Origin of the sequence: Mycobacterium sp. SMC-17 (assembly GCF_045310915.1) — a bacterium.
In the GTDB taxonomy this organism is placed as follows: Bacteria; Actinomycetota; Actinomycetes; order Mycobacteriales; family Mycobacteriaceae; genus Mycobacterium.
Window position 1 is genome coordinate 110,242 of record NZ_JBJIAK010000008.1, and the last position, 12,893, is coordinate 123,134.

General features: G+C 67.6%; 12 protein-coding genes. 8 read left to right on the forward strand and 4 right to left on the reverse strand.

The window, feature by feature from the left end:
* Positions 1 to 2 precede the first annotated feature (2 nt).
* Positions 3 to 593, forward strand: a complete 591-nt coding sequence (locus ACJH7A_RS08145; RefSeq protein WP_346416645.1) for a hypothetical protein — start codon at positions 3 to 5, stop codon at positions 591 to 593.
* Between the two features lie 136 nt (positions 594 to 729).
* On the opposite strand, the gene ACJH7A_RS08150 is transcribed toward ACJH7A_RS08145, so the two are convergent.
* Genes ACJH7A_RS08150 through ACJH7A_RS08165 form a run of 4 tightly spaced genes read right to left on the reverse strand, consistent with a single transcriptional unit; the run spans position 730 to position 5,785 of the window.
* Complete coding sequence (locus tag ACJH7A_RS08150) at positions 730 to 1,194, reverse strand: SRPBCC family protein (RefSeq protein ID WP_346416644.1); 465 nt, start codon at positions 1,192 to 1,194, stop codon at positions 730 to 732.
* A 40-nt stretch (positions 1,195 to 1,234) separates the two neighbouring features.
* Positions 1,235 to 2,884: a glycosyltransferase family 87 protein gene (locus ACJH7A_RS08155; RefSeq protein WP_346416643.1), complete on the reverse strand. Its 1,650-nt coding sequence runs from the start codon at positions 2,882 to 2,884 to the stop codon at positions 1,235 to 1,237.
* Positions 2,881 to 5,349 (reverse strand): transglycosylase domain-containing protein, encoded by a 2,469-nt coding sequence (locus tag ACJH7A_RS08160; RefSeq protein WP_406801750.1) that lies wholly within the window; start codon positions 5,347 to 5,349, stop codon positions 2,881 to 2,883. The genes ACJH7A_RS08155 and ACJH7A_RS08160 overlap by 4 nt, the downstream gene beginning before the upstream one ends.
* 4 nt (positions 5,350 to 5,353) lie before the next feature.
* Positions 5,354 to 5,785 carry a DUF5318 domain-containing protein gene (locus ACJH7A_RS08165; protein ID WP_406801751.1) on the reverse strand — a complete coding sequence of 144 codons (432 nt, stop codon included), beginning with the start codon at positions 5,783 to 5,785 and terminating at the stop codon, positions 5,354 to 5,356.
* Positions 5,786 to 5,929: 144 nt separating this feature from the next.
* Between ACJH7A_RS08165 and ACJH7A_RS08170 the strand changes: the two genes are divergently transcribed.
* The 7 genes from ACJH7A_RS08170 to ACJH7A_RS08200 all read left to right on the forward strand — a co-directional run bounded on the left by ACJH7A_RS08170 (position 5,930) and on the right by ACJH7A_RS08200 (position 12,843).
* Positions 5,930 to 6,784 (forward strand): DUF1707 domain-containing protein, encoded by an 855-nt coding sequence (locus tag ACJH7A_RS08170; RefSeq protein ID WP_082934498.1) that lies wholly within the window; start codon positions 5,930 to 5,932, stop codon positions 6,782 to 6,784.
* Positions 6,785 to 6,950: 166 nt separating this feature from the next.
* Positions 6,951 to 7,523: a PadR family transcriptional regulator gene (locus ACJH7A_RS08175; protein ID WP_064857478.1), complete on the forward strand. Its 573-nt coding sequence runs from the start codon at positions 6,951 to 6,953 to the stop codon at positions 7,521 to 7,523.
* A 54-nt stretch (positions 7,524 to 7,577) separates the two neighbouring features.
* A complete protein-coding gene (locus ACJH7A_RS08180; RefSeq protein ID WP_406801752.1) occupies positions 7,578 to 8,666 on the forward strand; it encodes an inositol-3-phosphate synthase in 1,089 nt (362 codons plus the stop codon).
* Between the two features lie 185 nt (positions 8,667 to 8,851).
* On the forward strand, positions 8,852 to 9,415 hold the full coding sequence (ahpC, locus tag ACJH7A_RS08185) for an alkyl hydroperoxide reductase subunit C (protein ID WP_406801753.1): 564 nt from the start codon (positions 8,852 to 8,854) through the stop codon (positions 9,413 to 9,415).
* Positions 9,416 to 9,543: 128 nt separating this feature from the next.
* On the forward strand, positions 9,544 to 11,115 hold the full coding sequence (gene ahpF / locus ACJH7A_RS08190; RefSeq protein ID WP_406801754.1) for an alkyl hydroperoxide reductase subunit F: 1,572 nt from the start codon (positions 9,544 to 9,546) through the stop codon (positions 11,113 to 11,115).
* Between the two features lie 21 nt (positions 11,116 to 11,136).
* Positions 11,137 to 12,051, forward strand: coding sequence for an alpha/beta fold hydrolase (locus ACJH7A_RS08195; protein ID WP_406801755.1), 915 nt, complete (start codon positions 11,137 to 11,139; stop codon positions 12,049 to 12,051).
* Positions 12,052 to 12,060: 9 nt separating this feature from the next.
* The gene (locus tag ACJH7A_RS08200) at positions 12,061 to 12,843 is read left to right on the forward strand and encodes an LLM class F420-dependent oxidoreductase (protein ID WP_406774435.1); all 783 of its coding nucleotides are present in this window, start codon (positions 12,061 to 12,063) and stop codon (positions 12,841 to 12,843) included.
* Positions 12,844 to 12,893 lie beyond the last annotated feature (50 nt).

Consider the following 12,893-nt stretch of genomic DNA (forward strand, 5'->3'; position numbering starts at 1 on the left):
ACATGACGTACCCGCAGTACCCGCAGCCGGGCGCCTACCCCGCCCTGCCGGCGGTGCCGGCCCAACCGAGCGGTGGCACCGCGATCACCGCCGGCGTGCTGGCGGCACTCGGCGGATTGCTCAGCCTCGGCATCACCGCCGTCTCGCTGTTCTTCCTGATCGTCATCGCGTCGATCGGCAGTAATTTCGACCGCTCTGATCTCGAGTTCCTCGACAGCATCTTCGGCATCCTCGCCATCGGAATGGTCGCCATGGTGATCATCGGGCTCGTACTCGGCACGGTGCTGAGCGTGTTGCTCATCGCCGGCGCAGTGCTGCTCTTTCGCCGCAAGATGCTCGGCCGGTGGCTCGTGGTGAGTGGATGTGCGGTGGCCATCGTGAGCAACCTGATGACCGCCGTGTTCACCACCGCGGTGACGGCGGATGACTGGTACTCGCCCGAAGGTGTCGTCAGCGCCGTTGTCGGCCTGGCATTTCCGATCACCACGATGGTCCTGGCGTTGCTGCCGTCAACCACCGCGTGGATACAGGCGCCCCGCAATCCGGTTGCGCCACAGTGCTTTCCGCAGTATCTGCCGCCGTATCAGGGCTGAGTCCGAGGGAGAGCGCGCGGACGCCGCGAGCGTGCAGCCAGCGCGCCGCGCCGGCGACTTGCGTGATCTGTGTGCACGCTCGCGGCGGCAGCCCCGGTGTGCACGCTCGCGGCGGCAGCCCCGGCGGCCGCGAAACCTAGGCCTCGGCCGTCTTCTTGATCGCCGCGAGTGTCACCGGGATGCCTTCCTTCGCATACTTCGAGCGGAGTGCGATCTGGGCTTCGGCATCGTCGCCCCAGCGCCCGTGGAAGCCCTCGATACCGGCCGGCAGGAACTCCCACGACTGCGTCAGTCGGGTGCCACCGTCGACGGGATCGAGGGTGAAGCCCCAGCGCACCCAGCCGCCGTTGACCTCCCAGAAGAACTCGCGGCCGGGCTCGGCGACGACCACCTGGCTACGGGTCTCCCAGGTCCGATCGGCGGTTTCGTTGCGGCCATTGAACCAGGCGCCGGCCACCGGGCCGCCGTCTTCGTCCTCCCACCAGCACTCTTTGCACTGCGGGCTCCACTTACCCATGTTGGTCACATCGGAGACCAGGGCGTAGAGCGTCTCGGGATCGGTGTCGACGACGACGGAGTCAGAAAAGGTCAGATCGGTCACGTCTCGACCCTGCCACCGCGCGCGACGGAACGCAGCCCATTTATGCCGTCGGCGCCAGCTCCGGTTCGGGGTCCGGATCGGGCTCGTCGACGGCGATCGGACGGGGCCGCAACCGGGCGGGCAACCAGCGCGGCGAATTGTCGCCGGCCTCGTCGAACACGCCGCCCGACGGATCGTCCACGCGTCCGCCCCAGCGGACCAGATCCATCTCGGGTCGGTAGATGGCGCGAACAACCAATGCGCACAGGCCGATCACCGCGATGTCGCGCAGCAACACCGTCGTGGTGAAGAACTGTTCGGGCAGTCCGAGTTTGGGATCGCCATAGAGGTACAGCATCCGCGGAATCCAGATCAGCGCGTCGATGGTCATCCACGCCAACAGGATTCGACGATGCGGCAGCGCCAGCGCGGCCAACGGCACCAGCCACAGCGAGTACTGCGGGCTCCACACCTTGTTGGTCAGCAGGAACGCCGCGACGACGAGGAACGCCAGCTGCGCCAGTCGCGGCCGCTGCGGCGCCGTCCACGCGACGTAAGCGATTGCCGCACAACACAAGACGAACAGCACCGCCGTGACGGTGTTGAGTACCGTCGGCGGTTCCCAGAATCCGAGGTTGGTGTCGAAACCGCCCCAGCCGGTGAAGGACTTCACGACGTTGTAGAGCGAATCCATGTCGTCACCGCGGCGGGTGTTGAGCCGGAAGAACTCCGACCAGCCGCGCGGGAACATCACCATGATCGGCAGGTTCACCGCGATCCACGTGACCAACGCGGTGATCGCGGTCTTGGCCACCGGCCGCCACTTGCCGGTCCGCACCGCCAGCATCGCCAGCGGGATCAGCAGCAGCAACGGATACAGCTTCAGCGCCACCCCGACGCCGATGAGCAGGCCGGTCACCACCGGTTTTCGGCGGGACCAGGCCAGCATGGCGCCGGCCGCGCATGCGGTCGCGAGGGCGTCGAAGTTGGTGAACGCCTGGAAGATCAGGATCGGCGACCCGGCGACCACCGCGGCGTCCCACGGGCGCCGGCCGGACATGAGCATGGTCGCCCAGACGGTGGCCATCCACGCCAGCGCGAGCCCGAACGCCGAGACGTTGAAGAACATGATCACCTCGGCGACCACCGGCATCCGGACCAGCTTGGACAGCGCCGTGTACGTCTTGGCCACCGACATGGCCGCGTACTGGTACATGCCGGTCAGCACCGGATACTCCATGTAGCGGATCGCGCGGGTGCCGTCGTACTGGACGCGCGGCTTCTGCGCGCTGTCGGTCTCGATCCAACTGGACTTGTACGGGAACTTGCCCAGGTTCAGCAGCTCCGCGGTGTACAGCGGCACGGTGTCCGAGTAGCAGAACTCGTAGTAGGCGCGCTGGTTCTGCCAGTTGGCGACGCGCTGATCGGCGGTACCCGTGCCCGTCGTCACCAGGCACGGCGCCTTGGTCGTGTAGCCCAGCCCGAGGAACACCAGCGCGATGATCAGCAGCACCCGGAACGGGGTGAGGAACGGCGCCCGGCCGATCATCGCGTGCCGGCCCACCGGCCCGCCCACGACACCGGACAGCGCCGCACCCATGACGTCGGTCCGGCTGGGCAGGTCGCGGTCGTCGGCGCTGCGCAGGTCCCGGGCCAGCCGGGCCGGCGAGACCGTCGGGACGCCGGACTCGTCTGGTTCGTCGACCGTCACGGCGGCGGCGGGGGGCCAGGCTGGTTCGGGTCGCCACCACCGGGCGGCGGGGGCGCATCCTGGTGCGGGGCCACCTGCATGGTGGTCGGCGGACCGAACGGGATCGTGATGCCCGGAGCGACGACGAGCGTCGGCTGGACCACCGTCTCGGTCGGTGCGCCCGGCGGCGGACCCTGCTGATCATCCGGCGTCGGCGGCTTGACCACCGGCGGCGCCTGCGGCACGCCCGCGTAGCCGCCGATGGCGGTGGGCTTGGGGAACGACTCGTTGTCGGTGCCCTTCAGCGCACCGTCCATCGTCGACTTCCAGATGTCCGACGGCAGCCCCGAGCCGTACACCGGACCGCCACCCTTGTTCACCAGTGGCTGCGTCCCGCTCGTCGTGCCGACCCACACCGCGGTGGACAGCGACGGCGTGTAGCCGACCATCCATGCGTCGCGGTTGGCGCCGGTGTCACCGAGCTGCACCGTGCCGGTCTTGGCCGCGGACGGCCGGCCACCGGCCAGGTTGTGGCCGCGCGAGTAGCCGGCGATGGGCTGCATCGCCGAGGTCACGTTGTCGGCGACGGCCTTCGGGATCCGCTGCTCACCCGAGTTGTCCTGGGACGCCGCGTCGAACAGCACCTGCCCGTCGCCGTTGACGACCTTCTGCACGAAGTGCGGCTTGTGGTACTCGCCGGACGCCGCCAGCGTCGCGTAAGCGGACGCCATGTCCAGCGCGCGGCTCTGGTACTGCCCCAGCACCACGCCGTTGTTGGGCGGACCGCCCTTGCCGTCCTCGGACAGCGTGTGCTCGACGCCCGGGAAGCTGTCGGCGACACCGGCCTTGTGCGCGGCATCGGCGACGTCCTGCGCGCCGTGCTTGAGCTTGAGCATCAACCGGTAGTAGCTGGTGTTCAGCGACCGCTTGAGCGCCTCGGCGATGCTGCAGGTGCCGCAGCCCTCGCCCTCGACGTTGGTGATGTTGATGCCGTTGACGGTCACCGGCGAGCTGTCGACCTGGTACCCCAGCCCGATGCCCTGCTCGAGGGCCGCCACCAACGCGAAGACCTTGAACGACGAACCCGTCGGCAGGCCGGCCTGCGCGAAGTCGAAGCCGTTGGCGTCGGAGCCGCCGTAATACGCCTTGATGCCGCCGGTGTGCGGATCGACCGACACCACCGCGGCCCGCATGTCGTCGGCCTGGCCGTCCAGGTACTTCGACACCGCGTCCTCGGCCGCCGATTGCGCCTTCGGGTCGATGGTCGTGGTGACCTGCAGCCCCTCGGTGTTCAGCGCCTGCTCGTTGATGTTGAAGATGCTCTGCAGCTCCTTCATCACCTGACGCTGGATCAGGCCGTTGGGTCCTTCGGTCTGGTTCGCCTGGCGCGCCTGCTCCGGCGGCACCGTGGCCGGGAACTGCTGCTGTGCGCGGTCCTCCTTGGACAGCGCGCCCATGGTCACCATGCCGTCGAGCACCCAGTTCCAGCGCTCGGCGGCGCCTTCCGGGTCGACGGCCGGGTCGAGGGTCGACGGCCGCTGGATCAGTGCCGCGAGCAGTGCGCCCTCGGCCACGTCGAGCTGCTCGACGGGTTTGCCGAAGTACGCCTTCGACGCCGCGCCGATGCCGTAGGTGCCGCGGCCGAAATAGATGATGTTCAGGTACGACTGCAGCACTTCGTCTTTCGACCACTGCCGCGACATCTTGGTGGCGATCACCAGTTCCTTGGCCTTGCGGACCAAACCGCCCACGCCGGAGCGGGCGTCACCGACCAACGCGTTCTTGACGTACTGCTGCGTGATGGTCGACCCACCCTGCAGGTCGCCACCGAAGATGTTGTTCTTGAACGCCCGCGCGAAGCCGGAGAACGAGAAGCCCGGGTTGGTGTAGAAGTCCCGGTCCTCGGCGGCCATCACCGCGTTGCGGACGTGCACCGGAATCTGGTCGATGTTGACGTCGACGCGGTTGCCTTCCGGAGGCACGAACTTCGCGAGCTCGCTGCCGTCGCTGGCCAGGATGGTCGACACCTGGTTGGTGCGGATGTCGCCCGGCTTGGGGATGTCGACGATGAGGTACGCCATCGCGAAGGTGACGATCGGCAGCACCAGCAGCACCACGGCGCCCGCGTAGCAGATCCGGCGGAACACCTTCCAGTTCCACTTGAACTGCGGCAACTTCGGACCGCCGGAGCTGCCACCACTGCCGCCGCTCCGCGGGGGCGGCGGTGGCGGCGACTTCGGTGGCGGGTTCAGGCCCGCGCTCATGCCGACCGGGGCCTGGCCCGGGCGCTTGGTGCCATCGAGGGCAGCCTTCACGGCGTCGATCGGATCCCGCAGCCGCGCATCGTCGGCCTTGCCGACGGGCGGCAGGATCATGGTGCGCCGGTCGTCCGGCGGCACGGGTCCGGGGCGTCCCTGCGGTGCGCCGGCGCCCGGTCCTCTGGTCGCGTCGTTGTCCGATCGGCTGTGGCGCCCAGCCCCGCTCATTCCGTCACTCACTGGCGGTGCGCGCTTTCGAGCGCGCCGCGCGGGTGCCACGAGGCTTCGCCGCCTTCGGGGGACTCGGCGTCCCTAATACATATGACTTGACCAAGTGATTCCAACTGCAAGTGCGGCATACCTCCACCACGTGAACCGCGAATTCGTCGTATTTGGCCGCCAGCAGGACGAGCTCTTCGGTGCTGCGGGCCGAACCCGACACCGCTCCGAGATGATCACCGAAGACCCACGACACCAATGTCAGCGGTTCTTTCCGGCAGATCGGGCACATCACCGAACTGGTACGACCATGAAATTTTGCTGCGCGCAGCAGGTAGGGGTTGGCGTCACACACCTCGGTGACGCCGGTACGGCCCGAGTAGACCTCGGCCAGCAGCGACCTGCGCCGGAGCGCATAGTCGACCACCTGCCGCTGCAATCGCACGTTGACCAGAGTACGTCGGGCACCTGAGCGCCGACGCGTGATGGCGCGCATGTAGCCGGGTTGTAGCCGGCTCGATAGGTGCAGCGGTAAACGGCTTGTGGCCGGGCTCACGCGCGCGCACCACCTGACCTTTACGCTTTCCCGGTGGCCACCGCAGCGACCCGGGCGAAAGACAGCGACCGCAACGACACCTGCCAAATCCTGGACACGGCACTGGCCGACGGCCAGCTGTCCGCCGAGGAGCACCGGCAGCGCGTCGCGGCGGCGACCCGGGCCGTCACGCTCGGCGAACTGCGGTCGCTGGTAACCGATCTGCAGACCGCGAACTCGTCGGTCAAACTGCCGCCGTTGAAGACCGGCGCGGGTCGCGCGGTGCGGTCGACCGGCTGGGGCATCCTGGCCGCCGGTGCCGCGGTGATGCTCGTGGTCGGTATCGCCATCGGCTGGGGCTTCTACGCCGCGCCCGGCCAGTCCCCGCTGACGGCCGCCGAAGACCCGGGCGCCAAGCCCGACGGCGTCGCTCCCGTGGTGCTCACCCCGCCGCGCCAGCTGCAGTCGCTCGGCGGGCTGACCGGGCTGTTCACCCAGATGAAGAAGAAGTTCGGCGACACCACCGGCTACGAGCTGACCATCTACCCGGACTACGCGATCCTCGAGCGCCCCGACCCGGGCGAACCCCGCAGGGTGCTGCGGTACGACTACCGCGGCGGCTGGGACGACCCCGACACCACGACGGTGAGCAGCGACGAACGCGTCGTCGACCTCGGGAAGTTCAACTTCGAGAAGATCACCGGGATCCTGCACGGCGCGCCCGAGACGCTGGGCATCAAGCGCAACGAGATCAACACCGTCTACCTGATCTTCAAGGCCAGCAAGGACACCACCGCCCCGCCGGACACCGTCGCGATCTCGATCTATGTGTCCGGGAAGTTCAACAACAGCGGCTACATCGAGATGGATCCCGAAGGCAATACCAAGCGCATCAACTACCCCGGCTGATTCGCCCTGTGTTCGGCCGGTGTTGACGGCCGCATCCAGCGCCGTTCATCTCCGTATGCGGCGTCGATTGGCCGCGTATATATCGGCGCGATACTATGGCTCGAGGTGTTGAAGCGTCCTAGCGCTCAATATGCGAAGCCGTCAATTCATGTCGGGAGGTGACACTGTGCTGGAGCTGGCCATCCTGGGGCTTCTGCTGGAGTCCCCCATGCACGGCTATGAGCTGCGCAAACGGCTGACCGGACTGCTCGGCGCGTTCCGGGCGTTCTCGTACGGCTCGCTGTACCCGGCGCTGCGTCGCATGCAGGCCGACGGCCTGATCGTCGAAGACGCGGCACCGCTCGGTGCGACGAAGGTGCGTCGCGCCCGTCGCGTCTACCAACTCACCGATGCCGGTAAGCAACGGTTCACCGAACTCGTCGCCGACACCGGCCCCCAGAACTACACCGATGACGGATTCGGTGTGCACTTGGCGTTCTTCAACCGGACTCCCGCCGAGGCCAGGATGCGAATCCTGGAAGGTCGGCGGCGTCAGGTCGAGGAACGTCGCGAAGGTCTGCGCGAGGCGATCGCACGGGCCAGCAGTTCACTCGACCGCTACACCCGGCAGCTGCATCAGCTCGGGCTCGAGTCCAGTGAGCGCGAAGTGAAATGGCTCAACGAGCTGATTGCTGCCGAACGCGTGGCAACTGCCGGACCGACGGTGCCGCCGTCACAAGGCCACGCCGACCAAACCTGAGCGCACGCGCCCCCGGGTGAATGCACTGAAAGAGTAGGAAAAGGAGACCGTCACATGTCTGAGTCGAACGAGGTTCGCGTCGCAATCGTCGGCGTAGGCAACTGCGCGGCGTCGCTCGTCCAGGGCGTGCAGTACTACCAGGACGCCGACGAGAGTTCGACCGTCCCGGGCCTGATGCACGTCAAGTTCGGGCAGTACCACGTGCGCGACGTGAAGTTCGTCGCCGCGTTCGACGTGGACGCCAAGAAGGTCGGCTTCGACCTCTCCGAGGCCATCGGCGCCTCCGAGAACAACACCATCAAGATCGCCGACGTGCCGCCGACCGACGTCATCGTGCAGCGCGGCCCGACCCTGGACGGCATCGGCAAGTACTACGCCGACACCATCGAGGTCTCCGACGCCGAGCCCGTCGACGTCGTGAAGGTCCTCAAGGACGCCAACGTGGACGTCCTGGTCTCCTACCTGCCCGTCGGCTCCGAAGAGGCCGACAAGTTCTACGCGCAGTGCGCCATCGACGCCAAGGTCGCGTTCGTCAACGCCCTGCCCGTGTTCATCGCCTCCGACCCGGTGTGGGCCAAGAAGTTCGAGGACGCCGGCGTGCCGATCGTCGGTGACGACATCAAGAGCCAGGTCGGCGCGACCATCACCCACCGCGTGATGGCCAAGCTGTTCGAGGATCGCGGCGTCACGCTGGACCGCACCTACCAGCTGAACGTCGGCGGCAACATGGACTTCAAGAACATGCTCGAGCGCGAGCGCCTGGAGTCCAAGAAGGTCTCCAAGACCCAGGCCGTCACCTCGAACCTGACCGGCTCGCTGGCCGACAAGGTCTACGACAAGAACGTGCACATCGGCCCGTCGGACTACGTCGCGTGGCTCGACGACCGCAAGTGGGCGTACGTCCGCCTCGAGGGTCGCGCCTTCGGTGACGTGCCGCTGAACCTGGAGTACAAGCTCGAGGTCTGGGACTCCCCCAACTCGGCCGGCATCATCATCGACGCCGTGCGCGCCGCCAAGATCGCCAAGGACCGCGGCCTGGGTGGCCCGATCCTGCCGGCCTCGGCCTACCTGATGAAGAGCCCGCCGGAGCAGGTCGCCGACGACCTCGCGCGCGCTCAGCTGGAAGCCTTCATCGAGGGGTAATTTTCGACGTCAGAGTGGGGGGCCAGGTGAAACCTGGCCGCCCACTTGGCGTTTGGGGCGTCGAGACCGTCGGCCCGGGTTTGTGAGACTGACCACAACTCGCCTTCAAACTGGATCGAGTCCAGAAAAAGCGACTAGTGTGGGGACTCGTAACAGACATCCGATAAACCCGAAGAGAGGTTCTCGTGGCCCTGATCAACAAGAAGATCAAGCCGTTCACCGCGACCGCATACAAGAACGGCACCTTCATCCCCGTGTCGGACGCCGACATCAAGGGCAAGTGGGCCATCTTCTTCTTCTACCCGGCCGACTTCACCTTCGTGTGCCCGACCGAGCTCGGCGACCTCGCCGACCACTACGAGGAGCTGCAGCGCCTCGGTGTCGAGGTGTTCTCGGTGTCCACCGACACCCACTTCACCCACAAGGCGTGGCACGACTCGTCCGACACCATCGGCAAGATCCAGTACGCCATGATCGGCGACCCGACCCTGCAGATCAGCACCAACTTCGAGGTGCTGCGTGAGGACCAGGGCCTGGCCGACCGCGGCACCTTCCTGGTCGACCCCGATGGCGTCGTCCAGTTCACCGAGGTCACCGCCGAGGGCATCGGCCGCAACGCCGCCGAACTGGTTCGCAAGGTCAAGGCCGCCCAGTACGTGCGCAACCACCCGGGCGAGGTCTGCCCGGCCAAGTGGGAAGAGGGCGAAGAGACCCTGGCCCCGTCGCTGGAACTCGTCGGCAAGATCTAGTTCCGCACTGCTGATGACGGTACGGGCCTGGTCCGCCCGGCCCGTACCGCTCACCAGAACTGCTTCACACCAACATCTTTCGGGCCGCAACGGCTCAGCCATTCCGATCTTCGATGGAGTTGATCCGCATGCTCGACACCTCACTCGCCGGCCAATTGAAGTCCCTGCTGGAGCGGCTGACCGTGCCGATCGAGCTGGTGTCCTCCCTCGATGACGGGCCCAAGTCCGCCGAGCTCGCCGACCTGCTCACCGAGATCGCGGCGATGTCGGACAAGATCACCTACACGCGCACCGACGACGACGCCCGCCGGCCGTCGTTCGCCATCCGCCGCACCGGCACCGACGTCGAGGTGCGGTTCGCCGGCATCCCCCTCGGCCACGAGTTCTCCTCGCTGGCCCTGGCGCTGCTGCAGGTCGGCGGCTACCCGTCGAAGGAAGCCCCCGAACTGCTCGAGCAGGTGCGCAACCTCGATGCCGACCTGCACTTCGAGACCTACTTCTCGCTGTCCTGCCAGAACTGCCCCGACGTGGTGCAGGCCCTGAACCTGATGGCGATCCTCAACCCCCGCATCAGCCACGTCGCCATCGACGGTGCGCTGTTCAAGGACGAGGTCGAACAGCGCAAGGTGCTGGCAGTCCCCACCGTCTTCCTCAACGGTGAGGTGTTCGACTCGGGCCGCATGACGCTCGAGCAGATCATCGGCAAGGTCGACACCGGCGCCGCGCAGCGCACCGCCGAGGCGATCGCCGAGAAGGACCCCTTCGACGTGCTGGTGGTCGGCGGCGGACCTGCCGGCGCCGCGGCCGCAATCTACGCCGCCCGCAAGGGAATTCGCACCGGCGTGGTCGCCGAGCGCTTCGGCGGTCAGGTGCTCGACACCATGGCCATCGAGAACTACATCTCCGTCCCGCACACCGAGGGTCCGAAGTACGCCGCGGCGCTGGAAGCCCATGTCGGCGAGTACGACGTCGACGTCATGAAGACCCAGCGCGGCGCCAAGCTGCTGCCCGCGCTCGATGAGGGCGGCCTCATCGAGATCTCGCTGGAGAGCGGCGCCTCGCTGACCGCGCGCACCGTCATCCTGTCCACCGGCGCCCGCTGGCGCGCGATGGACGTGCCGGGTGAGGCCGAGTACCGCAACAAGGGCGTCACCTACTGCCCGCACTGCGACGGTCCGCTGTTCAAGGGCAAGCGCGTCGCCGTCGTCGGCGGTGGCAACTCCGGCGTGGAGGCCGCGATCGACCTCGCCGGCGTCGTCTCGCACGTGACACTCATCGAGTTCGACTCGGTGCTGCGCGCCGACGAGGTGCTGCAGCGCAAGCTGCGGAGCCTGCCGAACGTCGACATCCTGCTGAGCACGCTGACCACCGAGGTCCTCGGCGACGGCGACCAGGTCACCGGCCTGACCTACCAGGACCGGACCACCGGCGAGTCGCACAACCTCGACCTGCAGGGCGTCTTCGTCCAGATCGGACTGCTGCCCAACACCGAGTGGCTCGAGGGCAGCGTCGAGCTGTCCAAGCGCGGCGAGATCGTCGTCGACGAGCGTGGCCAGACATCGGTCCCCGGCGTGTTCGCCGCCGGCGACTGCACGACGGTGCCGTTCAAGCAGATCGTCATCGCGGCGGGAGCCGGTGCGACAGCAGCGCTCTCGGCGTTCGATCACCTGATCCGGACCACCGCCCCGGTCGGCAGCTGAGCGCTCCACGGCTCGGGCGTAGTGTCCGAAGACGTGGCCCAGGAGATTTCTGACGACGACCTGCTGACGCTCGACGAGTTCGGGCTGCTGCACGAGAACGCCGAGCAGATCGGCGCCGACGGTCCGCTGCCGACGGTGGCGCGGATCGACGACGGCCCGATCAGCATGCTGAAGTGGGGCGTCGCGGCACCCGAGGTGGTGTTCCTGCACGGCGGTGGGCAGAACGCCCACACCTGGGACACCGTGATCCTCGGCCTCGGCGTGCCGGCGCTGGCCATCGACCTGCCCGGGCACGGGCGGTCGGCGTGGCGCGAGGACGGGGACTACGGCCCGAAGCTCAACGCCGCGACAGTGGCGCCGGTGATTCGGGCGCACGCCCCCGAAGCCCGGCTGGTCGTCGGCATGTCCCTGGGCGGGCTGACGGCGCTGCGGATCGCGGCGACAGAACCCGCCCTGGTGCCCGAGCTGGTGCTGGTCGACGTCACGCCGTCGGCACCGGAGCGGCATGAGCAGATGACGCAGGCGCAGCTGGGCGCGGTGGCCCTGGTCAAGGGTGAGCGGAGCTTCCCGAGTTTCCAGGCGATGCTCGACGTCACCGTGGCGGCGTCACCGCACCGCAGCCGGAACTCGTTGCGACGCGGCGTGTTTCACAACGCCACGCAACTCGACGACGGCACCTGGACCTGGCGGTACGACGCGCTCCGCGTCGGCGACGGCTTTGTCGGGCTGTGGGACGACGTCCCGTCGATCACCATGCCGACTACGCTGGTGCGCGGTGCCAAGTCGTACTTCGTCCACGACGACGATGCCGCCGCCTTCGCCGCTGGTGCGCCGGGTTTCCAGCGCACCCACGTGGTCCCCGATTCCGGGCATTCGGTGCAGGGCGACCAGCCCGTCGCGCTCGTCGAGATCCTGCGGGGCGTGCTCGGCGGTTAGCGTGGGGTCATGACCCTTCCCATTCGCATCGGGGTTCAGCTGCAACCCCAACACTCCCCCACCTACGGCCTGATGCGCGACGCCGTCCGCCGTGCCGAGGACCTCGGCGTCGACGTCGCCTTCAACTGGGACCACTTCTTCCCGCTGTACGGCGACCCCGACGGCGCGCACTACGAATGCTGGACCATGCTGGGCGCCTGGGCCGAGCAGACGTCGCGCATCGAGATCGGCGCGTTGGTCACCTGTAACTCTTACCGCAACCCCGAACTGCTGGCCGACATGGCCCGCACCGTCGACAACATCTCCGACGGACGGCTGATCCTGGGCATCGGATCGGGCTGGAAAGAGAAGGACTACGACGAGTACGGCTACGAATTCGGCACGGCCGGAAGCCGACTCGACGACCTGGCGGCGGCCATGCCGCGCATCATCGCGCGGCTGGGCAAGCTGAACCCTCAGCCCGTGCGCGACATCCCGATCCTGATCGGCGGGCAGGGCGAGCGCAAGACGCTCAAGCTCGTCGCGCAGTACGCGCAGATGTGGCACAGCTTCACCACGGCGTCGACCTACCCGGAGAAGGCCGCCGTCCTGGACCGGCATTGCGCCGACGTCGGCCGCGACCCGAGCACCATCGTCCGGTCGGCCGGCGTCGACAACAGCGGCGACGGCCTCATCGCCAACGCCGAAGCGCTTACCGCGCTGGGTGTTTCGTTGCTGACGGTGGGCGTCAACGGGCCCGACTACGACCTGGGCGACGCCGAGAAGCTGTGCCGGTGGCGCGACAGCCAGTAGCGGTGACTGTCCGGCCGGATGAATTCCCGGCGAGCTGAAGCCGGGGCATT